Below are 22,374 nucleotides of genomic sequence, written 5' to 3' on the forward strand. Positions count from 1 at the left end.
CAGATATGGAGGATTACAATGAGAGACTTTAAAGAAGAAATATTAGCCATTGTAAATAGCGATGACTACAAACCGATGACAACAGATGAGTTTAAAGAATCTTTTGGAGCGGATGATTCGGAAGAATTCAAAGATATGGTGAAAACTTTAGTCTCTCTTGAAGAATCCGGTAAATTAGTCCGCACGAAGAAAGACAAATATATGAAGTCACCGGACTCCAACAAAGTAAAAGGGACTTTATCAATGCATAAGCGCGGTTTTGGTTTCCTGCGTCCCGAAGAAGAGGAAATCGAAGATGTATTCATTCCGCCGAACGCGGTAAATGGTGCATTTGACGGGGACACTGTCCTTGTTGAAGTGGAAACAAGCACGCGCGGCGACAAGACTGAAGGACACGTCGTCAGTATTTTAGAACGCGGCGTCACGAAATTTGTCGGCGAGTACAGTGCCAACGTCAACTACGGTTTCGTAGTGCCTGATTCGAAAACTTTTAAAACAGATGTATTCATACCGAGAAATAATAACCTCGGTGCAATTGACGGGCACAAAGTGCTTGTGGAAATTACGAAATTCCCGGACAGCCAGGATCAGGGCAACCCTGAAGGACATGTCATTCAGATTTTAGGCCATAAAAATGACCCGGGTGTCGATATTCTTTCGATTATTTACCAGCACGGTATTGATATTGATTTTCCGGATGAAGTGCTCGAACAGGCTGAAGGCATCCCTGACGAAATTAATCAGGATGACACAAAAGGCAGAGTCGATCTCCGCGACGATTTTACAATTACGATTGACGGTGCAGACGCGAAAGACCTGGATGATGCTGTCAGCGTTAAGAAGCTCGGCAACGGCAACTACGAACTGACAGTCAGCATTGCAGACGTCAGCCATTATATTACGAAGAACTCGCCGATGGACGAAGAAGCGTATCACCGCGGAACGAGTGTCTATTTAGTAGACCGTGTAATTCCGATGATTCCGCACCGTTTATCGAATGGAATCTGTTCGTTAAACCCGCATGTCGATCGTCTGACACTGAGCTGCCGCATGGAGTTCACTCCGGGCGGCAAGGCAGTCGACCACGAAATTTTCGAAAGTGTTATCAAATCGGATTACCGCATGACTTACGGCAATGTTAACTTAATGCTTACTGATAAAGACCAGAGTGTTATTGATGAGTTCAAAGAAGTGTACGAGCCGCTGCTTGCAGCTGAAGAACTGGCTGCGATTCTGCGTGCCAAACGCGAAAAACGCGGTGCAATTGACTTTGATTTCGACGAAGCGGCAGTAGTTGTCGGCGACGACGGTACGCCTGAAGATATCGTTCTCCGCAACCGCGGAACCGGCGAGAAAATGATTGAAGAATTTATGCTTGCAGCAAACGAAGCGGTCGCGGAACACTTCCACTGGATGGAAGTGCCGTTTATGTACCGTATTCACGAAGAACCGAAGGAAGAAAAACTGAGCAAGTTTTTCGATTTCCTTACAGGTTTCGGTGTGGTTGTTAAAGGTAAAGGTAATCAAATTCACCCGCATGCACTGCAGGAAATCATTGAAGAAGTGAAAGGCCGTCCGGAAGAGATGGTTATTTCAACGCTGATGCTGCGCTCGATGCAGCAGGCAAAATATTCTCCGGAATCACTGGGTCACTTCGGACTGTCGACGGAGTTCTATACTCACTTTACGTCACCGATCCGCCGTTATCCTGACTTAATCGTTCACCGTCTGATCCGCGAGTACCTGTTTAACGGGAAAACTGATGCGAAGACAATCCGCCGCAATAAGAGCGAACTGCCTGAAATTGCGAAACATACGTCGGAAAGAGAACGACGCGCCCAGGATGCAGAGCGCGACACTGATGATCTGAAAAAAGCGGAGTTCATGATGAAACATGTGGGCGAAACTTTCGAAGGTGTAGTGGCAGGCGTAATGAACTTCGGTATGTTTGTTGAATTGCCGAATACGATTGAAGGTCTGGTTCACGTTACCAATATGACGGATGACCATTACAACTTTAATGAACGTGCAATGGCAATGATTGGCGAACGCACAGGCACGGTATTCCGCATTGGAGACAAAGTGGAAATCGAAGTGATGGGTGTTAACCTTGAAGAGCGTTTAATCGACTTCAAAGTTGTCGGCATGCCTGACAGAAAACGTCCGGAGAGAAAGCAGGCGCCTGTAACAATTAAAGGCGATGCGAGAGATAACAAAAAGGAAAAGACACGGTCACGTGAAAAGAAAGGCAGCTACAATAAAGGCGGCAAGAAAAAACCTTTCTATAAATCAGTGGCGAAAAAAGGCAAAGGAAAGAAGTAGAGGCTTATGAGTAAAGGCAACGAGAAAACTAAGCCGCTTGCACAAAACCGTAAAGCGGGTCACGATTATTCAATTGATGGCACGATTGAAGCGGGTCTTGTGCTCCGCGGTACAGAAATCAAATCCATACGCCGCGGGTCTGCGAATTTAAAAGACTCGTATGCGCGTGTTTACCAGAATGAAATGTATGTCTACAACATGCACATTGCGCCGTACGAAGAGGGGAACCGTTTTAACCACGAACCGCTCCGTACGCGCAAGCTGCTGCTTCACCGCAAGGAGATTGATAAGCTTCGCGGTCATATGCAGGAGCCCGGGAACGCGATTATTCCGCTGAAACTGTATATTAAAAACGGCGTCTGTAAAATGCTGTTAGGCATTGCGACAGGTAAGAAAAAATACGATAAACGCGAAGATCTGAAGAAAAAACAAATGAAACGTGAGATTGACCGTGCATTGAAGGAGCAGTACCGTTAATTTGGCAATGGGTTTTTATCGTGTTATAATATGAAGTGCTCGACGAAATACGTCGGTATTTAAATAATCCGGGGACGTTCCGGATTCGACAGGGGCTATTCGGGCATTTTAAGCGTGTCGGAGGTTTCGGCTTCGTTATCAACGATACTCAGTTTAATAACTGGCAAACAAAACAATTTCGCAGTAGCTGCCTAAGAGCGCTCTGCATCATCCCATGAGCTTGCCTATGGCCCGTGACGATGATTCAACTATAATAGGATACGCCCTTTGGTCTGCGGTCGGAAGACTAAAAGGAAGAGATTAACCGGACTAGCATGGAATGAGGTTTGTTCATTACCATCATCCATGTGAAACTCAATAATGGACTACACACGTAGAAAGAAATGTTGCGAGGTCTCTGGACGCGGGTTCAACTCCCGCCGTCTCCATATTAAAGACTCAATCCTTTATCGGGATTGAGTCTTTTTTTTACGTTAAATTAGAATTTTATCCGGGTAATTTAATTAACCTTTAATCATTCGTCTACTGATTCATAACTTTTCAAGTGTAATTTGTATATTAACACATCAGAGAAAGGGAGATTCATTATGAAAATGGTAGTTATCCCGTCAGGGTTTAAGGAATGTTTAAGTTCAGAAGAGGTCGGTCGTTCGATTGAGAAGGGGATTAACCGCGTGGGTGCGGAGCACGAAGTAACGGTGATTCCGATGGCTGACGGCGGCGAGGGCTTTGTTGAAACGATTGTTAAATTAAAAGAGGGTAAAATTATTAATACGCATGTAACGGGACCGGTTGGTGAGAAGATAGATTCGTTTTTCGGTATGTTCCATGAGAACGGGGTCAGAACAGCTGTTATTGAAATGGCTGCGATTGCGGGGCTTCGACATGTGCCTCATAATCAGAGGAATCCTTTATATACGACGACGTACGGTGTCGGGGAAACAATTATTGAAGCGGTAAATAATAACGCGGAAAGAATTTTAATCGGCTGCGGGGATTCGGGGACTTCAGACGGCGGGACGGGTATGGCGCAGGCTGTCGGTGTTAAGTTTTACGATAATAATAATGAGCTGTTAAATATTACAGGCGGTGTGGATATCGGTAAAATCCACCGTGTGGATCTGTCGGACATTGATCCGCGTGTGCTGAATGTAAATATAGATGTTGCAGTGAACTGGAAAAACGTCCTCTGCGGTGAGCGCGGTGTGGCGAAAGTATTCGGGCCGCAAAAAGGTGCTTCAAAAGAAGATGTACAGCTGCTGTCGGATAACTTCGACCATCTGGCGAAGCTGATTCAGGAGCTGACGGGTGATGACCTGTCATATGTTAACGGCGGCGGTGCATCAGGCGGGCTCGGTGCCGGGCTTGTTGGATTCACGGGAGCAGAGCTTCACCCGAGATTTGATATTATCCGCAGGTATATCGAGATTTCCGATGCGATTGAGCATGCGGATATTGTGATTACTGCCGAAGGCTGTATTGATTATCAGACACCAAACGATAAAATACCGTCGGAAGTGGCACGTATCGCTAAACAGTATAATAAACCTGTTGTCGCTTTTGCCGGAACAATCGGTAAAAAAGCGAGTCTGAACTACGACAGCGGCATCGATGCATATGCAAGTATTATTCCGAAACCGGCAACGCTTGAAAAATCCATGACAGATGCGGCGAAATGGCTTGAAAAATGCACAGAAAATACAATCAGAAAAATTATGATCGGAACACAGGTTGCACAGAATCTTAAAAAATCATTGGAGCAGTCTGTTAAATGACACGGACGCATAAAATACTGTGCATTGTATTTTTAATTATTACTGTGCTGATCAGTCTGTCCCCGGAGTTGGATTACCTGGGTTCCTTAAGTTTTATTATTTTTATCTTTGCACTCGGCATGTTTATATTTTCAACGCTTCCGGCAGGACTGATTGCCTGGCTCACGCTGTGTGCCGGGGTGCTGCTCGGACTGCCTGAAAAGATTATATTTGAATCATTTAATATCGATATTGTCTGGCTGATGATCGGTGCGTTTATTATTGCTGAAGTACTGGTTAAAAGCGGGCTGCTCGACAGGCTGACACGGTGGATTGAAATGAACTGTTATACGAAAGGACGGGTAACATTTTTTACATTTCTGCTGATTCAGGTGCTGTCAGTTGCTGTACCGTCGACGTCGGGAAGAGCATCGGCAATGCTGCCTGTCTACAATATTCTAAGTGAGAGATTTCATAATCATAAGAAGTTTTTCGGTATGGGAATTCCGGTTCTTATTCTGATGGGTGCAAATACGACGCTGCTGGGTGCAGGGAGTCATATTATCGGTATCGGTATACTGAGCGCCCAGACAGGTGAATCGATTTCGTATGTGGAATTTCTGATTTATGCGCTGCCGTTCGGACTCATTATCGGACTGCTGACACTTCTTATACTAAGAGTAATGTACTTTAAAGATTTCAATTATGACTTTGAAGCTGCGGCGGAACACGATAAAATACCTTTTTCCACGAGAGAAAAATACGCACTGGTGCTGGCCGGCATTACAATACTGCTGTGGCTGACAGAACCGCTGCACGGTCTGGATATCGCATTCGTCACAATAATGATGAGTTTAATTATGATGCTGCCGGGACTGAAGCTAATCAGCTGGAAAGAAGGACTGGCGGGCGTGTCATGGAGTTTAATCTTTTTCGTAGCAGGCGCAGCGGCACTTGGAAAGCTGCTCGTGGATTACGGTGTAACTGATTACTTCCAGCATATCTTAATGTCTGTATTCAGCGGAATGAATTTTAATTCCGAGCTGCCGATTTTAATTATCATTATATTAATCAGTGTACTGTCGCATCTTTTAATTACGAGCCATACGACGAGAGCAGTTGTACTGATACCGGTGTTTATCATCCTGGCAGAATCATTTAATTTAAACACGGAAGCGGCGGTGTTTATCGCGCTTCTTGGAATTAATTTCTGTGTTATGCTGCCGGTCAGCTCGAAAGCACTGCTGATATTTTATGAGAGTGAAAACCGTCCGTTTGAAACACGTGATCTGATGAAGATTGGAATACTTCTCATGCCGGTATATGTGGTGCTGATGATAATAACGTACTATATTTACTGGCAGCATATCGGACTGTCATTAGTATAATTTTTATATTTATGTTTAAGGACTTTATGAATGGGAATATACTAACTGTACAAAAAATACGATTTAATTAATTAAGGAGTGTTTTTAAATGGCAGAAAAAGACAGCAAACTTGAACAGTTAAAAGGTAATGCTAAAGAAACAATCGGCAATGCTACTGGAGACAAAAAGACTGAAAAAGAAGGTAAGCATGAAAAAGCTGCCGGTAAAGCGAAAGAATATGTAGAAAAAGGCAGCGACAAAGCTAACGAATCTATCGATAATCTTACTGACAAGTTTAAAAAATAATATTTATCAAAAATGGGGCTGTATTTAATACGGCTTCATTTTTGTGGTTACAAGTTATATTTGGATATAAATTATATTTCAGAGTAAGATGGAATTGTTACTAAAATATTAGGAGGCAGTTATAATGGCAGTTAAATATGAAATCAATGCAGTAAACACAGGCGGCCGTAAAGGTCATGTTACAACAGGAGACAAAGCAATCGATTCACCGGTAATTCCGCCGGATCAAAGCGGCGAAGGCGTTAACCCGGAACAGTTATTTGCTGCAGGCTATGCATCATGTTTCAATGGCGCATTCGACTTAATGATTAAAAAAGGCGGCGTGCGTAACGCAGAGCCGGAAGTTGATTTAACAGTACGTCTTGAAGAAGACGGCGAAGGCGTTAAACTAGGCGTGGACATTAAAGCCAAAGTTAAAAATATGTCTCAGGAAGATGCTGAAAAATATTTAGAACAGGCACACGACTTCTGCCCGTACTCTAAAGCAACACGCGGCAACATCGACGTGGACTTATCAGTAGAAGTAGTAGAATAATTTACAGAAGATAAAAAATCAGAGCCCGCGAGGGCTCTTTTTTTGTTGAGGAAGGCTGTCCGTTCAGTCAAAGAGATATAAAATTCCTGCGTCCTATTCCACCTCGATATCAAATATCGCCTTTGCACCATCCGTATTCATTAGGGGTTCGAACACGGCAATCATGTTCTCAGGTTTGCTGACTAATCCGTATGCCATTTGTCCGGTAATTGATTCACCTGGACCGACATCGGCAGGCAGGGCGCTTTCCAGATCATAAGTCCGTGCATGTTCACCGCTTGCTTCCATAGTAATATCGCGTCCGGCAGGGAAGATTTCTTCAGTGCGGTTTTCATATGTAACTTCGAGGACGAGTACACCGCTGACATCGATAATGCTTGTGTCATTGCGTTCGTCTGTCATAAAGGCATCGCTGATTGTTACAGTAATGCCGTCGATTTCTCCAGAGTCACCGAGCTGATAGTTACCGCTGTCTGTTTCAGCTGATTCAACCGCTTCCTCATCAGTTTCATCGATTTCAAGTCCATTATCGTCATCTTCTTCTCCGGCAGAAGTACTTTCTGCGGGTTCTTCAATACCGGTATTATCTTGTTCAGCATTATCACTGCATGCGGCAAGCATCAGTGCAGCGAAAGCCAGCACTGCCAGCAAAATTAATTTTTTCATTTACTTTAACCCCCGGGATACTATAATGGTTTTATGATACCATTAGATTGAAATATCTATCAATCGCATTCAGTACGCATAAAGGGGAAAACTTATGAATACAACGAAGATTGTCGTCACACTTTCAGGTCATAATGACGATGAAATTAAAGCAGAGATTAATAAAGCAAAAGACAGCATAGATGATTTTGACATCGTGGAAATACGCGGGGATGTGTTTGATGCATTAAATCGCGAAGATCACGGCAAAAAGGTCCGATTTATAATCGATTCATTTAAACCGTTAAATAAAGAAATTATTTATACATACCGTACAGCGCGTGAGGGCGGCAGCGGTTCTAAAACAACTGTTGAGTATGAGGCGCTGTTAAAGGCTGTCTGCAAATCAATGGACATCGACTACATAGACATTGAAGTACAGTCAGGCGATAAAATAACTGCCTCTGTAGTTGAGACAGCACGCGAAAATAATGTGAAGTGTCTGATGAGCAATCACGATTTTAAACGCACGCCGGACACTGAAGGGATCTTATCGGTTATTAATAAGATGGACAAACTTGGCGGAGACATTTATAAAGTAGCCTATTTCCCGAAAGATGAAAAAGATGTGATCTACGTGACTGAAGCGGTTAAAACAGCGAAGGCCGAGTACGGTGATAAGGTTGTCGGAATCTCCATGGGAGCGCTCGGTAAACGTACGCGTACTGCAGTGGGAGAAGCGTCATCTGTACTTACATACGGCTTTGTAGCAAGAGATGCAGCGCCCGGTCAGATTCACGTCACAGAACTGCGCAAAATTTTTACAAAATAAAACATTAAGCAATCTTTACATTGGATTAACGCTAAGACAATAAACAGGTGGTAGTGTAGGAACCAGAAGATATCAAAAAGAGAACTCTTCTCCCCGGCCCCTGTGTCCGAAACCTTCCCCTGAGGTTTCGGACTTTTTTTATTTTTTACGTGTGTCTAAATTAATTTATCTGGGGTATTATAAGGGTAAGAATAATTTCTTATTCGGGAGGAAAATTATGATTACATTTTATGAATACCCTAAGTGCACAACTTGCCGTAAAGGTAAAAAGTTTTTAACTGATAATAATCTGGAGTTCACTGTGATCGATATGGTTAAGCATGTACCTGCGAAAGATACATTAAAAGGTATCCTGGACAAATCATCCCATTCAATTGATGATTTCTTTAACAAGCGCGGTACTAAATTTAAAGAGCTGGGCCTGAAAGAACGTATGACTGACCTCAGTGAAGAAGAAAAACTGGAGCTTCTTGCAAGTGACGGAATGCTGATTAAGCGCCCAATGGTGGTACTTGATGATGATGTATTATTAGGTTTCAAAGAGGAAACTTATAAAAATGCATTATTGAAATAATTCCGCTTGCTTAAAGTGTGTTAAATATGTAACAATGAGTATGATAAGTTAAAAGGGAGGTTTTAGCGTGTCATTACCACAAGAATTAAAGTACAGTGAAGATCATGAGTGGATTAAAGTTGAAGGAAATACTGCAATAATCGGTATTACTGATTTTGCACAGTCTGAACTTGGAGATATCGTTTTTGTTGAACTTCCAGAAGAAGGCGACGACATCTCTACAGGTGATTCATTCGGGAGCGTAGAATCAGTGAAAACTGTTTCTGAACTATATGCACCAGTTTCTGGTTCAGTAGTTGCTGTGAACGAAGAACTTGAAGACAGTCCTGAACTTGTAAACGAAAGTCCATATGAAGGTGCCTGGATGCTGAAAGTTGAACTTTCAGATGAAAGCGAATTAGATAACCTTCTTGACGCTGCTGGTTACCAGGCAGTAATCGAGAAATAATACTTAAACTCCGGGCGTTTGTCCGGAGTTTTTTTAAAACCTGTATTTATTGCTTAAAGTGAATTTATATTAAAAATTTAACTAAGGGTGATACGAATGAATCTTTCTGATAAAGTACTCATTGTTGAAGGTAAAACGGACAAGCGCAGATTGGAAGAAGTGCTGGTGGAACCGGTACAGATTATTTGCACATTCGGTACGATGGGTATTTCAAAATTGGACGAAATTATCGAGCAGCTTGGTGATTCTCAAATTTTCATATTATCTGATGCAGATAAAGAAGGAAGAAAAATTCGTAAATGGTTTAAAAAATATATAAGTGAAAGTACACATATCTATATAGATCCCAAATTCGGTGAAGTTGGACGCTGTCCGCATGACTATCTCGCAAACCTCCTGCTCAGACATGGTTTTTATGTAGATACAAGCTTAATAATGAAAGGTAAGTTATATCGTGATGGAAATAATTTCGACGGAAGATATATTAAAGAACATACGGGATAAGGAGCGGTACATTATATTCGGCTATGCAACGATGTGCAAAACGTGTGATATCGCGGAAACAATGCTGAGTGTTGCTGCCAGTACCAGACAGATGAGCTATGAACGTATCAACTTAAATTTTTATAAGACATTAATCGAAGATTATGAGATTCGCTCAGCTCCGGCACTGCTGCTGTTTAAAAAAGGCGAACTGGTGAAAGAAGTCTACGCATTTCAGTCGGTGACGTATTTAAACGAAGTACTGGCTGATTTTCAGATTGACGAACACTAAATTGTCTGATAATATAGATTTAATTAAATATTTACTCTTATCAAGAGTGGTGGAGGGATGTGCCCTTTGAAGCCACGGCAACCGTCATTGCGACAAGGTGCCAAATCACCGGATTAACGTCCATAGATGAGAGGCATAAATGAACGTTAAAAAGCCTACTCACTTTCTGAGTAGGCTTTTTTAAATAGACCGGTGAAGGAGAAAGGAAATTGTCATGATAGATATCAGTAATGTTACTAAAATATTTAAAACTAAAAATCAAAATATAACCGCAGTGGACAACGTCGGTCTGCACGTGAAGAAAGGTGAAATCTTCGGTGTAATCGGTTATTCGGGTGCAGGTAAATCTACGCTGATCCGTCTTTTAAATGGACTGGAGCAGCCGACTGAAGGGACTGTTACTGTAACCGGTGATGAAATCAGCGGCATGTCCGTAAAGGAACTTCGCAAAAAGCGTCAGAAGGTATCGATGATATTCCAGCACTTTAATCTGCTCTGGTCACGGACAGTTGCTGAAAATATCAGCTTCCCGCTGGAAATCGCAGGTGTACCGAAAAAAGAACGTCAGTCACGTGTTGCGGAATTAATCAGACTCGTTGGTCTTGAAGGCCGAGAGAATAACTATCCGAGCGAACTGTCCGGCGGTCAGAAACAGCGTGTGGGCATTGCGAGAGCATTATCGAACGAACCGCAGGTGCTGTTATGTGATGAAGCAACGAGTGCACTGGATCCGGAAACGACGGATGAGGTGCTCGACCTGCTCGTTGATATTACGAAAAAGATGAACTTAACGATTGTTTTAATTACACATGAAATGCATGTCATCAGAAAAATATGCGACCGTGCAGCTGTAATGGAAAACGGTAAAGTTGTTGAAGTCGGTCCGGTTATTGAGTTATTCCAAAATCCGCAGTCGAGCGTAACGAAACGTTTCGTCAGAGACGACATTTCGGATGACGACCACGCAGTGGCAATGGAAGAAATTAAAGCAGCATTCCCGACGTCGACTATCGTGAAACTGACATTTGTCGGTACGCGGACGAAGTCGCCAATCGTGTCACAGGTCATAAAAGATTACGGTCTCGATGTGAATATACTTTCCGGGAACATTAAGCAGACGAATCAGGAGTCATACGGTCATCTGTACATAGCACTGGATATTAACCAGGAAACATTGGACAAAATTACTGCAGAGTTTAAAAAGCACGATGTCACGCTGGAGGTTGAGAGCAAATGAATGAATTTCTGACAGCATTTAAAGAAATGTTCGCCTTCGAAAACGTGAAGTGGGATGCAGTCCTTGAAGCAACTTACGAAACAATATATATGACGGTGATTGCAACAGCACTTGCGTTTATTATCGGTTTAATACTCGGAATCATTCTCTTCTTATCGAAAAAGAATGACAAGGGAATATCAAAACCAGTGTACGGGGCAACGTCATTTATCGTTAACCTGTTCAGAGCGATTCCGTTTATCATTTTAATCATTTTAATTATGCCGTTCACGAAAGCAATTATGGGAACGGTAATGGGGTCAAACGGTGCGCTGCCTGCACTGATTATCGGTGCAGCACCCTTCTTTGCACGTCTCGTTGAAATTGGTCTGAAGGAAATCGATAAAGGTGTCATTGAAGCGGCTGAATCGATGGGTGCGAATACATGGACGCTCATTTGGAAAGTGCTGATTCCAGAATCACTGCCGGCATTAATTTCAGGAATTACAGTGACATCGATTATGCTCGTAGGTTCAACTGCAATAGCCGGTGTTATCGGTGCAGGCGGACTTGGTAACCTCGCATACATGGTCGGCTTCACAAGAAATCAGCCGGATGTCACACTCGTAGCAACAGTAGTAATTCTGGTCATCGTTTTTATCATCCAGATAATTGGGGATACTGTTTCAAAAGCAGTCGATAAACGCTGATCTACAAATAAAAACTATAATGAAAAGAGGCTATTACACATGAAGAAGATTTTTAGTATTGTCACTCTGTTTGCACTCGTATTAGTTTTAGCAGCATGCGGTAACGGTTCAGAATCGGAAGAAGGAACGGACGAAAGCGCTGAAGGCGAGCCGGCTGAAATTTCAGTTGCGGCGTCACCTGCACCGCACGCGGAAATTCTTGAAAAAGCAGCAGAAATTTTAGCGGAAGAAGATATTACAGTGAACGTGGAAATCGTTAACGACTACACAACACCGAACAGACTGCTGGCTGACGAAGAAGTGGACGCTAACTTTTTCCAGCACACACCTTACTTAGACGGGGAAGTTGAATCACACGGCTATGACCTGGCAAGCATCGGAAATGTACATATAGAGCCAATGGCAGTTTACTCAAACGACTATGATTCATTGGAAGATATTCCTGACGGATCAACGATTTTAGTATCGAACAACCCGGCTGAAGAAGGACGTTTCCTGTCATTCTTCGTTAATGCAGGATTAGTTGAAATCGAAGAAGGTATCGAAATTCAGGATGCAACATTCGATGACATTACAGAAAACCCGCACAACTTTGAATTCGATAACAACACTGCACCAGAGCTTCTTGTAAACATGTATGAAAACAACGAAGCACCGGCAGTAATTATTAATGCCAACTTCGCAATTGATGCAGGATTAAACCCGGTTGACGACTCAATCGTTGTGGAAGAAGGCGACTCGCCATACGCTAACTTAATTGCTGTAAGAACTGGCGACGAGGAACGTCCGGAACTGCAAAGACTGATTGAAGTATTACAGTCGGAAGAAATGACAACATTCATTGAAGAAGAATTCGGCGGTACGATTATACCGGCACAATAATATTATTTGAAGGCATCCTGCATGGGGTGCCTTTTTTTATTTAGCGATGATAAAAGGATACTTAAAGTACGACGTCGAACCGGTGTCGTATTCGAAGGGCATTTAAAGTACGACGTCGAACCGGTGTCGTATTCGAGAGGCAGTTAAAGTACGACGGCAAAGAGGTGTCGTATTCGAAGGTCAGTTAAAGTACAACGGCAAAGAGGTGTCATATTCGAGAGGCAGTTAAAGTACGACGTCGAACCGGTGTCGTATTCGAAGGGCAGTTAAAGTACGACAGCGAACCGGTGTCGTATTCGAGAGGCAGTTAAAGTACGACAGCGAACCGGTGTCGTATTCGAAGGGCAGTTAAAGTACGACGGCAAAGAGGTGTCGTATTCGAGAGGCAGTTAAAGTACGACGGCAAAGAGGTGTCATACTTCAATAACTGAATCTTAAAATCAGAGACTCTAATACACTTTGTAATCATAAAAAAAGAACGACCTTTACCAGGCCGTTCCTCAATCCAATCTATATAGTAAGCACAATCATCAGTACAAACAGTGTAATCAGATATACTAATGAGTATTTTAAATTCACATTTGCCCAGAGTTGTTTATCATCTGCTTTGTAGCCTTTAACTGAAAGAACAATCCAGCCCAGTGTTAATACCATCGATACGGTAAAGAATATCCAGCCGAATGTTCCGAGTAATAAAAACGGTACTGGAAGCAGTGCGATAACATAATACAGGTTCTGCCTGATTGTGGCATCGACTCCGATAACTACAGGGAGCATCGGCACGCCGGCTCTCGTGTAATCTGCAAGACGTTTAATTGCGATAGCCAGCGTATGCGGTATCTGCCATATAATTAATATGTAGAATAATGCAATAGGCACGACATGAGTGGCCGGGGCAATTACCGCCCAGCCGATCAACGGTGTAAATGCACCGGATATGCTGCCGACAATTGTGTTGACTGTATATCTTCTTTTAGACCAAAAGGTATATAAAACAACGTAGAAGAACCAGCCCAGGAATGAATAAATTGCTGCTTCAATTGTTGTTGTCATCATGATTGCCATACCGATAGTTGTCGTAACAATTGCGGCAATGAGTACACCTTTTAATGAGAAAGACCCGGTTACGGTCGGTCGGCGCTGTGTGCGATCCATCTTTTTATCGAGATCGTATTCAAACCAGTTGTTGAACATCAGTGCACCGGATATAACCAGCGTGCTGCCCGTCATCGTTAAAATGAACAGCAGCCAGTGGTCGTTAAAGTTCTCGCCGTTAAAGTAAAGTGCCAGCCAGTATGCTGTAAATACAGGAAGCACATTCGCAACGAGCACTTTACCTTTTAATAGGTACTTTATATCGGTTAATAGTTTTATTAATTTTGACGAATTGTCAGTTGAAACATTATTTGTATTCAAAAAAATTCCCTCGCAAATGTTGTAATCGTTTATAGTACATTATACCAGTACTGACTTATTCGTGAAATGCAGGAATAGATAAATTATGTGAACTAAAATGTTTCTGTCAATAAAATACAGGGTATAAATACAATTAACCGGAGGAGGAGAGCTTTAATGGAGAACAATGAACATTCCTACAACAATATAGTTTATAAGGGTTTTGATAAAACACTCGTCATTATTACGTACGTATTAATGTTTTTCACAGCTGTAGTCGGACCGTTAATTGTCTGGGTAATTAAAAAAGATGATGATCCGGCAACGGAAGCTGCTTTACGCAATTTAGTAAACTTCGGTATTTCGTACACGATTTATTTAATCATTGCAGGTTTAACGACGATAATTCTGATCGGTTATATACTGTCGCCGCTGATCGGTATCGCATTCTATATATTTATCATCATAGGTATTGTTAAATCATCGGACGGTGAGATTTACAAAGCACCGTTTACGATTGATTTTATAAAGTAAAACCCCTTTGCCAGGCAGCAAAAGCTGTCTGGTTTTTTTAATGGTTAACTACAGGCCCATAGACATTTTGAAACTGCTCTTAAAATTATTTAATGATTTGTTCTGAAATATAAGCAATGGTATAATTAAAGTAGAAATTTACTCTGATATGGACGGGAGGAACTAACATGAATGAATTCAATAATAATGAACCAAAAACAGGTTTTGACAGTACACTGGTCTTAGTTTCCTACATTGTCTCACTTTTTACTGCAGTAGTAGGTCCACTGCTAATCTGGGCAATTAAAAAAGATGATGATCCGCTGACTGCGGATGCGCTTCGTCACGTTGCAAACTTCGGTTTATCGTACACGATTTATATATTTGCAGCATGGCTGACATCGGTTATTTTAATCGGCCTCGTAATTGGACCGATTGTAACGATTGCATTCTACGTATTTGCTATTATCGGTATCGTCAAAGCTGTTAACGGAGAGGTTTACAAACCGCCGTTTACAATCGATATTTTCAAATAATTTAAAAGTAAAATTACACCTCTAAATGATAGGGAAATCATTTAGAGGTGTTTTTGTATTTTTACTCTTTTTAACCGTTTTAACAGGCTGAAGCCTTTAAACTGCATGCCTTTTGGGGTATAATGTATAGGTGTTGTAAAGAGTCTGGTACTTTGACTATAGATTAGAATTATTATAAACTATAGAAGTATTAGAAAATCTTAAATTTCAATTGGAGGATTAGACATGGCATCTGTTTTAGAAATTAAGAATCTACACGTTGAAATAGACGGTAAAGAAATATTAAAGGGTGTTGATTTAACAATTAAACAGGGTGAAATCCACGCTGTAATGGGACCAAACGGTACTGGTAAATCTACACTTGCACAGGCTATTATGGGCCACCCGAGTTATGAAGTTACAGAAGGTGAAGTACTTCTTGACGGCGAAAACATTCTTGAAATGGAAGTAGACGAGCGCGCTCAGGCTGGTTTATTCCTTGGTATGCAATATCCATCAGAAATTTCTGGTGTAACTAACTCTGACTTCCTGCGTTCTGCTATTAATGCACAGCGTGAAGAAGGCGACGAAATTAACTTAATGCAGTTCATTAAGAAATTAGATAAAAACATGGAATACCTTGAAATGGATCCGGACATGGCTACACGCTATTTAAACGAAGGATTCTCAGGCGGAGAGAAAAAACGTAACGAAATTCTTCAGTTAATGATGCTCGAGCCTAAATTCGGTATTTTAGACGAGATTGACTCCGGTCTTGATATTGATGCTTTAAGAGTTGTATCTGAAGGTATCAACAAACTGCGCGGCCAGGAATTCGGTTCTTTAATTATCACTCACTACCAGCGTTTACTTAACTACATCACACCTGACGTTGTTCACGTAATGATGAAAGGTAAAGTAGTTAAATCAGGCGGTAAAGAACTTGCTGAACGCCTTGAGTCTGAAGGTTACGACTGGATTAAAGAAGAACTTGGCATCGACGACGAAACTGTCAGCTCAGAAGACAAATAAGACGGGAGGATCACTATGGCTACTGAATTAAATGCATTCGAACTGAATAAGGAAGAGATTATTGCCAATGCAAATACAAGAGGCGAGTCAGAATTTCTTATCGGTAAAAGAAAAGAAGCAGTAGATAAATTTGATAGTCTTGACATGATTAAACCTGACAAGACTAAGGTAGACAAATGGGATTTCTTTAACGTAACTTCACCGGTTGTTGAGAGCAGCACTTATAACTCTCTTGAAGAACTGCCTGAAGCTGTTAAAGAATTAATTGACCTGGATAACAGTAAAAATATATATGTACAGCATAACAACACACCTGCATACCTTCGTCTTGACGAAGATCTTAAAGCAAAAGGTGTAATTGCTGAAAATATCATTGACGCAGCAGACAATCATCCTGAACTTCTTGAGAAGTACTTTATGACTGAAGGCGTTAAAATTGATGAGAACAAGCTGACGGCGTACCACGCTGCGTTATTAAACGGCGGAATCTTCATCTATGTGCCTAAAGACGTGCACATCGAAGACCCGATTCAGATGGTTGTACTTCACGACGATAAAGATGCTTCATTATTCAACCACGTACTGTTAGTAGCAGACGAAGGATCTGAAGTGACTTACGTAGAGAACTACTTCACTAACCTTGAATCATCAACTGAAAAAATTAACATTGTTTCAGAAGTTATTGCGTTAAACAACTCTAAGATTACTTACGGTTCTGTAGATTTCCTGCCGAAAGAAATGACTGGATATGTTAACCGACGCGGTGTCGCTTCAGATGATGCCAACATCGACTGGGCACTTGGCCTGATGAACGATTCAAACATCATTTATGACAACACAACTTATCTGAACGGTGACCGTTCTGAATCAGATCTTAAAATCGTAACTGTAGGACGCGGTGAAACGAAAGCTAACTTCACTACGCAGATTATTCACTACGGTAAAGATTCAAACGCTCACATTTTAAAACACGGTGTTATGAAAGACAGCGCTACAAGCATCTTTAACGGTATCGGCTACATTAAGCACGGTGCTACAAGAGCTGACGCACAGCAGGAATCACGTATTCTTATGCTGAGTGAAAAAGCGCGCGGTGATGCTAACCCGATTCTTCTTATTGATGAAGATGATGTTACAGCAGGACACGCAGCTTCAGTCGGCCGTGTCGATGACCTGCAGCTCTTCTATCTGATGAGCCGCGGAATCTCGAAAAGAGAAGCGGAACGTTTAGTTATTCACGGTTTCCTGGATCCGGTAGTTAAAGCATTACCGATTGAATCTGTAAGAAATCAACTCAAAGAGATTATCGAGCTTAAGGTATTATCTTAAGGAAGGGAGGGCTCTGACGCATGGATATAAATAAAGTCCGTCAGGATTTCCCGATACTTGGTGAACAGGTAAACGGAAAAGACCTCATATATTTAGATACATCAGCAACGAGTCAGACACCATTAAAAGTAATCGAGGCAATGAACGATTATTACAGAGAGTATAACTCGAACGTTCACCGCGGTGTGCATACACTCGGAACGAAAGCGACAGATGCGTATGAAAAAGCACGTATGAAAGTACGCAGTTTTATCAATGCGAAACGCTTTGAAGAAATCGTTTATACACGCGGAACGACAGCGGCAATCAATCTGGTTGCCCGCAGTTTCGGTGACCTGGTTATTGAAAGTGGCGACGAAATCGTCGTGAATGAGATGGAACACCATGCAAACATCGTACCCTGGCAGCAGCTTGCCAAACGCAAAGGGGCAACACTTGTTTTCATTCCATTAGAAGAAGACGGGACAATTGCACTCGACAGCGTGAAGAATGCGATGAGCGACAAGACTAAAATCGTTGCGATTACTCACGTATCCAACGTGCTTGGGACTATTAACGATATCAAGTCAATTGCCGAAATTGCGCACGCACATGATGCGTATATTTCTGTCGATGGGGCACAGGCTGTACCTCATATGGCAGTTGATGTTCAGGATCTTGATGTCGACTTCTACGCATTCAGCGGACATAAAATGCTCGGACCGACAGGCATCGGTATTTTATACGGTAAAGCTGAGTTGCTTGATAAAATGGAGCCGATTGAATACGGTGGAGATATGATTGATTATGTTTATAAAACCGAATCGACGTGGACGGATTTACCTGTGAAATTTGAAGCAGGTACTCCGATGATTGCCGAAGCAGTCGGTTTGAATGCAGCAATCGATTATATTAATGAACTCGGTATCGACAATATTTATCAGCATGAGAAAGAACTTGTTGCATATGCTTACGATAAAATGTCTGCAATTGAGGGAATTGAAATTTACGGTCCCGGCAAAGATCAACGTGCCGGCCTGATTACTTTCAACCTTAAAGGCGTTCACCCTCACGATCTGGCCACTGCGCTGGACTCAGAAGGTATTGCCGTCCGTGCCGGACATCACTGTGCACAGCCGCTGATGAAATGGTGCGAGGCATCGTCAACAGCAAGAGCAAGTTTCTATATATACAACACGATCGAAGAGATCGACCAATTTATTGAAAGTCTGGAAAAAACGAAGGAGTTTTTCTCGTATGAATTTTAACAACCTGAATCAGCTGTATCGCTCAGTGATAATGGACCACTACAAAAATCCCCGTAACAAAGGTGTTATTGAAGATGGTTCGATGACAGTTGAAATGAATAACCCGACTTGCGGTGATGAGATTCAACTCACATTGAACGTTGAAGCGGGCATCATTAAAGATGTTAAGTTTCAAGGAGAAGGCTGCTCAATTTCCATGTCCAGCGCATCTATGATGACAGAAGCTATCATGAATCAGCCTGCAGACAGAGCGTTAGAAATGGCTGCTGAGTTTTCGAATATGATGCTTGGTGAGGAATACCATATTACTGAAGAAATGGGCGACATTGAAGCGCTGCAGGGAGTCAGTCAATTCCCGGCACGTATTAAATGTGCAACACTCACTTGGAAAGCACTGGAAAAGGGATTTAAAAATTCTTAAAAATATAGTATTGAGGAGCGATCATATATGGTTAAGCAAGCACCGGAAATTGGCGATTACAAATATGGTTTCCACGATAAGGACGTTTCGATTTTCCGTTCTGACAGAGGATTAACTGAAGAAATCGTCCGTGAAATTTCTAATATGAAAGAAGAGCCGCAGTGGATGCTGGACTACCGTCTTAAATCTCTGCAGCACTTCTATGACAGACCAATGCCTTTATGGGGCGGAGACTTATCGGAACTTGATTTCGATGAGATTACGTACTACGTAAAACCGTCTGAACAGACTGAACGTTCATGGGATGAAGTACCTGAAGAAATCAAACGTACGTTTGACAAATTAGGTATTCCTGAAGCTGAACAGAAGTACTTAGCAGGAGTTTCTGCTCAGTATGAGTCTGAAGTTGTTTATCACAACATGGAGAAAGATCTTGAAGATAGAGGTGTTATCTTTAAAGATACTGACTCTGCACTTAGAGAAAACGAAGAACTGTTCAAAGAATACTTCGGTAAAGTAGTACCTTATACTGATAACAAGTTCTCTGCATTAAACTCGGCTGTATGGTCGGGCGGATCATTCATTTACTGCCCGCCGGGAGTTAAGCTTGATACACCATTACAAGCATACTTCCGTATCAACTCTGAAAACATGGGTCAGTTTGAGCGTACTTTAATTATCTGTGATGAAGGCTCAAGCGTACACTATGTTGAGGGTTGTACAGCACCGACTTACACGACGAACTCACTGCACTCTGCAGTAGTTGAAATTATCGTTAAGCGCGATGCATACTGCCGTTACACAACAATCCAGAACTGGGCAAACAACGTATACAACCTGGTAACTAAACGTACTTTCGTTGATGAAAACGGAACTATGGAATGGGTTGACGGGAACATCGGCTCCAAGATTACAATGAAATATCCGTCTATCTTCCTTAAAGGTGAAGGTTCACGCGGTATGACATTATCAATCGCTTTAGCTGGTAAAGGACAGTTGCAGGATGCTGGTGCGAAAATGATTCACTTAGCGCCAAACACATCTTCTACAATTGTTTCTAAATCAATCGCTAAAGGCGGCGGTAAAGTATCTTACCGCGGACAGGTTCACTTCGGAAGAAAAGCACACGGTGCACGTTCCAATATCGAATGTGATACTCTGATTATGGATAACGAATCTACTTCGGATACGATTCCATACAACGAAATATTAAATGATAACATCTCTCTTGAGCACGAAGCGAAAGTTTCGAAAGTATCAGAAGAACAGTTATTCTATTTAATGAGCCGTGGACTTGGTGAAGAAGAAGCGACAGAAATGATCGTTATGGGCTTCATCGAACCATTCACAAAAGAACTGCCGATGGAATATGCAGTAGAAATGAACCGTTTAATCAGCTTCGAAATGGAAGGATCAATCGGTTAATAGAATTATATATGTAGAACCGCCACATTTATATGTGGCGGTTTTTTGTGTTTTTCCGGGTATTGATGTATTATTAAAAAAATTCAAATAAAAGGTGTAGTAATGTTTTTATAGGGTAATTGAATAAGTATAATTTCAGGGGTGATTATATTGGGAGAAAGTACTAACGTAAAAGGTAAAAGTTCAAAAGACATCAGTCAGAAGTTTCCGCATACATATGCGATACTGCTGATTATTGTTATCCTGGGAGCAGCACTAAGCTACATAATACCTGCCGGGGAATATGACCGTCAGGAAGTTGATGACAGAGTGGAAGTAGTCAGCGGCAGCTTCCATGGTGTTGAACAAAATCCGGTATCATTTATGGATTTAATTATGGCAATTCCAACGGGATTGAATGAAGCTGCGGATATTATTTTCTACATATTCTTAATTGGCGGAGCGTTCGGAGTCATCCGTGCGACCGGTGCAATTGAAGCAATCATTCAAAAAGTAATGGATAATGTTAAAAAGAATGAAATGCTGTTAATTCCGGTTATTATGACAGTATTTTCAATACTTGGATTTACAACCGGAATGGCTGAGGAAACAATTATTTTTGTGCCAATCGGTATTATGCTGGCAGTTGCATTAGGGTATGATGCAATGGTCGGTACAGCAATGGTAACGCTTGGTGCAGCTGCCGGATTCACCGGCGGTATGTTTAATCCGTTCACAGTTGGTATCGCACACGGTATTGCGGAACTGCCGATTTTCTCAGGATGGGGTTTCAGAATAGTAGTGTATCTTGCAGTGTTAATCTCAGGTATTCTGTTTGTAATGAATTATGCCAAGAAAGTTAAGAAAGATCCGGAACGCAGTCTTGTTTATGAAGAAAACCAGGCTGGACAGCTTAATTTTACTGAAGGCGAAATGGAAGTTACAAAATTAACAAAACGTCATATTGTTATTGTTGTTTTATTTGCAGCGACAATTGCGTTTAACGTCTATGGTATTTTCGCACATGGCTGGTTCCTGACAGAACTTGCTGCAAACTTCTTCGCTATCGGGATTATTATCGGATTCGTCGGCGGACTGAAGCTGAATGCAATATTTGACGCATTTATCGACGGTATGAAAATTGTCGTCTACGGTGCAATTATTGTCGGTTTCGCAAGAGCTATACTTGTAGTACTTGAATCGGGCTTTATTATCGATACGATTATTTACAGCATGAGTGCGGCACTGGATTATATTCCTAATGCACTGACAGCGCTTGGAATGCTTGTTGTGCAGGTTATAATTAACTTCTTCATTCCATCAGGTTCCGGCCAGGCGATGACGACGATGCCTGTTATGATTCCAATCTCGGATCTGCAGGACATTCCGAGACAGGTGGCGGTACTTGCATTCCAGTATGGTGATGCGATTACAAACAGTATTATTCCGACATCTGCATCATTAATGGGTGTACTCGCTGTAGCAGGTATCCCGTATATTAAATGGGTGAAATTCGTTTGGAAATTAATTATTATCTGGTTAATCATTGCAGCGGTTGCATTAGTAGTCGCAACACTGATTAACTTACAGTAAACAATTTTGATGGGCAGCTCCCGCTGCTCATTTTTTAATGCAACTAATGACTGATTATTCTGATAATAAATTGACTAAAAG

24 protein-coding genes, 1 other RNA gene and 1 riboswitch are annotated in these 22,374 nt (G+C 41.8%); of the genes, 23 read left to right on the forward strand and 2 right to left on the reverse strand.

All coding sequences use genetic code 11. The features are described from left to right. Positions 1-18 precede the first annotated feature (18 nt). The 7 genes from rnr (at position 19) to HNR41_RS01255 (ending at position 6,762) form a co-directional block, all read left to right on the forward strand. The gene (rnr, locus tag HNR41_RS01225; protein WP_184280936.1) at positions 19-2,322 is read left to right on the forward strand and encodes a ribonuclease R; all 2,304 of its coding nucleotides are present in this window, start codon (positions 19-21) and stop codon (positions 2,320-2,322) included. Between the two features lie 6 nt (positions 2,323-2,328). After that, positions 2,329-2,799, forward strand: a complete 471-nt coding sequence (gene smpB / locus HNR41_RS01230; protein WP_184280938.1) for an SsrA-binding protein SmpB — start codon at positions 2,329-2,331, stop codon at positions 2,797-2,799. 70 nt (positions 2,800-2,869) lie between these two features. After that, positions 2,870-3,230, forward strand: a transfer-messenger RNA (tmRNA) gene (ssrA, locus tag HNR41_RS01235). A gap of 156 nt (positions 3,231-3,386) precedes the next feature. After that, on the forward strand, positions 3,387-4,574 hold the full coding sequence (locus HNR41_RS01240) for a glycerate kinase family protein (protein ID WP_184280940.1): 1,188 nt from the start codon (positions 3,387-3,389) through the stop codon (positions 4,572-4,574). Next, positions 4,571-5,941, forward strand: a complete 1,371-nt coding sequence (locus HNR41_RS01245; RefSeq protein WP_184280942.1) for an SLC13 family permease — start codon at positions 4,571-4,573, stop codon at positions 5,939-5,941. The genes HNR41_RS01240 and HNR41_RS01245 overlap by 4 nt, the downstream gene beginning before the upstream one ends. Positions 5,942-6,029: 88 nt before the next feature. Then, positions 6,030-6,227, forward strand: coding sequence for a CsbD family protein (locus HNR41_RS01250; protein ID WP_184280944.1), 198 nt, complete (start codon positions 6,030-6,032; stop codon positions 6,225-6,227). A 124-nt stretch (positions 6,228-6,351) separates the two neighbouring features. Further along, positions 6,352-6,762 (forward strand): Ohr family peroxiredoxin, encoded by a 411-nt coding sequence (locus HNR41_RS01255; protein WP_026859940.1) that lies wholly within the window; start codon positions 6,352-6,354, stop codon positions 6,760-6,762. Between the two features lie 93 nt (positions 6,763-6,855). Here HNR41_RS01255 and HNR41_RS01260 read toward each other — a convergent pair whose 3' ends face one another. Then, the gene (locus HNR41_RS01260; RefSeq protein ID WP_184280946.1) at positions 6,856-7,428 is read right to left on the reverse strand and encodes a hypothetical protein; all 573 of its coding nucleotides are present in this window, start codon (positions 7,426-7,428) and stop codon (positions 6,856-6,858) included. A gap of 94 nt (positions 7,429-7,522) precedes the next feature. Between HNR41_RS01260 and aroD the strand changes: the two genes are divergently transcribed. From aroD to HNR41_RS01300, 8 genes are all read left to right on the forward strand, one after another. Then, entirely contained in the window at positions 7,523-8,239 is a 717-nt protein-coding gene (gene aroD, locus HNR41_RS01265; protein ID WP_184280948.1) for a type I 3-dehydroquinate dehydratase, read from the forward strand. Positions 8,240-8,456: 217 nt separating this feature from the next. Beyond that, on the forward strand, positions 8,457-8,813 hold the full coding sequence (locus tag HNR41_RS01270; protein WP_184280950.1) for a Spx/MgsR family RNA polymerase-binding regulatory protein: 357 nt from the start codon (positions 8,457-8,459) through the stop codon (positions 8,811-8,813). A 67-nt stretch (positions 8,814-8,880) separates the two neighbouring features. Then, the gene (gcvH, locus tag HNR41_RS01275) at positions 8,881-9,261 is read left to right on the forward strand and encodes a glycine cleavage system protein GcvH (protein ID WP_184280952.1); all 381 of its coding nucleotides are present in this window, start codon (positions 8,881-8,883) and stop codon (positions 9,259-9,261) included. Between the two features lie 96 nt (positions 9,262-9,357). Further along, the gene (locus HNR41_RS01280; RefSeq protein ID WP_184280954.1) at positions 9,358-9,765 is read left to right on the forward strand and encodes a toprim domain-containing protein; all 408 of its coding nucleotides are present in this window, start codon (positions 9,358-9,360) and stop codon (positions 9,763-9,765) included. Between the two features lie 31 nt (positions 9,766-9,796). Continuing rightward, complete coding sequence (locus HNR41_RS01285) at positions 9,797-10,036, forward strand: thioredoxin family protein (RefSeq protein ID WP_260399563.1); 240 nt, start codon at positions 9,797-9,799, stop codon at positions 10,034-10,036. A gap of 34 nt (positions 10,037-10,070) precedes the next feature. Then, positions 10,071-10,169: riboswitch (SAM riboswitch) on the forward strand. An 81-nt stretch (positions 10,170-10,250) separates the two neighbouring features. After that, entirely contained in the window at positions 10,251-11,273 is a 1,023-nt protein-coding gene (locus HNR41_RS01290) for a methionine ABC transporter ATP-binding protein (RefSeq protein WP_184280959.1), read from the forward strand. Continuing rightward, positions 11,270-11,962: a methionine ABC transporter permease gene (locus HNR41_RS01295; protein ID WP_184280962.1), complete on the forward strand. Its 693-nt coding sequence runs from the start codon at positions 11,270-11,272 to the stop codon at positions 11,960-11,962. Before HNR41_RS01290 ends, HNR41_RS01295 begins: the two co-directional genes overlap by 4 nt. A 39-nt stretch (positions 11,963-12,001) precedes the next feature. Continuing rightward, positions 12,002-12,844, forward strand: a complete 843-nt coding sequence (locus HNR41_RS01300) for a MetQ/NlpA family ABC transporter substrate-binding protein (protein ID WP_184280964.1) — start codon at positions 12,002-12,004, stop codon at positions 12,842-12,844. A gap of 510 nt (positions 12,845-13,354) precedes the next feature. Here the strand turns inward: HNR41_RS01300 and cyoE are convergent. Then, positions 13,355-14,260 carry a heme o synthase gene (cyoE, locus tag HNR41_RS01305; protein ID WP_184280966.1) on the reverse strand — a complete coding sequence of 302 codons (906 nt, stop codon included), beginning with the start codon at positions 14,258-14,260 and terminating at the stop codon, positions 13,355-13,357. Positions 14,261-14,416: 156 nt separating this feature from the next. Between cyoE and HNR41_RS01310 the strand changes: the two genes are divergently transcribed. From HNR41_RS01310 to HNR41_RS01345, 8 genes are all read left to right on the forward strand, one after another. Next, a complete protein-coding gene (locus HNR41_RS01310) occupies positions 14,417-14,773 on the forward strand; it encodes a DUF4870 domain-containing protein (protein WP_184280968.1) in 357 nt (118 codons plus the stop codon). 167 nt (positions 14,774-14,940) lie between these two features. Beyond that, positions 14,941-15,288 (forward strand): DUF4870 domain-containing protein, encoded by a 348-nt coding sequence (locus HNR41_RS01315; protein ID WP_184280970.1) that lies wholly within the window; start codon positions 14,941-14,943, stop codon positions 15,286-15,288. 225 nt (positions 15,289-15,513) lie between these two features. Next, positions 15,514-16,299: a Fe-S cluster assembly ATPase SufC gene (gene sufC, locus HNR41_RS01320; RefSeq protein WP_184280972.1), complete on the forward strand. Its 786-nt coding sequence runs from the start codon at positions 15,514-15,516 to the stop codon at positions 16,297-16,299. A 15-nt stretch (positions 16,300-16,314) separates the two neighbouring features. After that, a complete protein-coding gene (gene sufD, locus HNR41_RS01325) occupies positions 16,315-17,628 on the forward strand; it encodes a Fe-S cluster assembly protein SufD (protein WP_184280974.1) in 1,314 nt (437 codons plus the stop codon). 20 nt (positions 17,629-17,648) lie between these two features. Next, complete coding sequence (locus HNR41_RS01330) at positions 17,649-18,875, forward strand: cysteine desulfurase (RefSeq protein WP_184280976.1); 1,227 nt, start codon at positions 17,649-17,651, stop codon at positions 18,873-18,875. Next, positions 18,865-19,296 (forward strand): Fe-S cluster assembly sulfur transfer protein SufU, encoded by a 432-nt coding sequence (gene sufU / locus HNR41_RS01335; RefSeq protein ID WP_184280977.1) that lies wholly within the window; start codon positions 18,865-18,867, stop codon positions 19,294-19,296. The genes HNR41_RS01330 and sufU overlap by 11 nt, the downstream gene beginning before the upstream one ends. A 27-nt stretch (positions 19,297-19,323) precedes the next feature. Continuing rightward, positions 19,324-20,721, forward strand: a complete 1,398-nt coding sequence (gene sufB / locus HNR41_RS01340) for a Fe-S cluster assembly protein SufB (RefSeq protein ID WP_184280979.1) — start codon at positions 19,324-19,326, stop codon at positions 20,719-20,721. A 150-nt stretch (positions 20,722-20,871) separates the two neighbouring features. Continuing rightward, a complete protein-coding gene (locus HNR41_RS01345) occupies positions 20,872-22,293 on the forward strand; it encodes a YfcC family protein (protein ID WP_221432834.1) in 1,422 nt (473 codons plus the stop codon). Positions 22,294-22,374: the final 81 nt, after the last annotated feature.

It is taken from the genome of Jeotgalicoccus coquinae, from assembly GCF_014207425.1.
Classification (GTDB): Bacteria; Bacillota; Bacilli; order Staphylococcales; family Salinicoccaceae; genus Jeotgalicoccus; species Jeotgalicoccus coquinae.

Bases quoted from the DNA above. Each gene is read 5' to 3' on its own strand.
- HNR41_RS01290 (WP_184280959.1), top strand. From the start codon at position 10,251: ATGATAGATATCAGTAATGTTACTAAAATATTTAAAACTAAAAATCAA.
- HNR41_RS01245 (WP_184280942.1), top strand. From the start codon at position 4,571: ATGACACGGACGCATAAAATACTGTGCATTGTATTTTTAATTATTACT.
- sufC (WP_184280972.1), top strand. From the start codon at position 15,514: ATGGCATCTGTTTTAGAAATTAAGAATCTACACGTTGAAATAGACGGT.
- HNR41_RS01250 (WP_184280944.1), top strand. From the start codon at position 6,030: ATGGCAGAAAAAGACAGCAAACTTGAACAGTTAAAAGGTAATGCTAAA.
- HNR41_RS01255 (WP_026859940.1), top strand. From the start codon at position 6,352: ATGGCAGTTAAATATGAAATCAATGCAGTAAACACAGGCGGCCGTAAA.
- sufD (WP_184280974.1), top strand. From the start codon at position 16,315: ATGGCTACTGAATTAAATGCATTCGAACTGAATAAGGAAGAGATTATT.
- HNR41_RS01300 (WP_184280964.1), top strand. From the start codon at position 12,002: ATGAAGAAGATTTTTAGTATTGTCACTCTGTTTGCACTCGTATTAGTT.
- aroD (WP_184280948.1), top strand. From the start codon at position 7,523: ATGAATACAACGAAGATTGTCGTCACACTTTCAGGTCATAATGACGAT.
- HNR41_RS01295 (WP_184280962.1), top strand. From the start codon at position 11,270: ATGAATGAATTTCTGACAGCATTTAAAGAAATGTTCGCCTTCGAAAAC.
- sufU (WP_184280977.1), top strand. From the start codon at position 18,865: ATGAATTTTAACAACCTGAATCAGCTGTATCGCTCAGTGATAATGGAC.
- HNR41_RS01240 (WP_184280940.1), top strand. From the start codon at position 3,387: ATGAAAATGGTAGTTATCCCGTCAGGGTTTAAGGAATGTTTAAGTTCA.
- smpB (WP_184280938.1), top strand. From the start codon at position 2,329: ATGAGTAAAGGCAACGAGAAAACTAAGCCGCTTGCACAAAACCGTAAA.
- sufB (WP_184280979.1), top strand. From the start codon at position 19,324: ATGGTTAAGCAAGCACCGGAAATTGGCGATTACAAATATGGTTTCCAC.
- HNR41_RS01315 (WP_184280970.1), top strand. From the start codon at position 14,941: ATGAATGAATTCAATAATAATGAACCAAAAACAGGTTTTGACAGTACA.
- HNR41_RS01310 (WP_184280968.1), top strand. From the start codon at position 14,417: ATGGAGAACAATGAACATTCCTACAACAATATAGTTTATAAGGGTTTT.
- HNR41_RS01285 (WP_260399563.1), top strand. From the start codon at position 9,797: ATGTGCAAAACGTGTGATATCGCGGAAACAATGCTGAGTGTTGCTGCC.
- HNR41_RS01330 (WP_184280976.1), top strand. From the start codon at position 17,649: ATGGATATAAATAAAGTCCGTCAGGATTTCCCGATACTTGGTGAACAG.
- HNR41_RS01270 (WP_184280950.1), top strand. From the start codon at position 8,457: ATGATTACATTTTATGAATACCCTAAGTGCACAACTTGCCGTAAAGGT.
- rnr (WP_184280936.1), top strand. From the start codon at position 19: ATGAGAGACTTTAAAGAAGAAATATTAGCCATTGTAAATAGCGATGAC.
- HNR41_RS01280 (WP_184280954.1), top strand. From the start codon at position 9,358: ATGAATCTTTCTGATAAAGTACTCATTGTTGAAGGTAAAACGGACAAG.
- HNR41_RS01260 (WP_184280946.1), bottom strand. From the start codon at position 7,428: ATGAAAAAATTAATTTTGCTGGCAGTGCTGGCTTTCGCTGCACTGATG.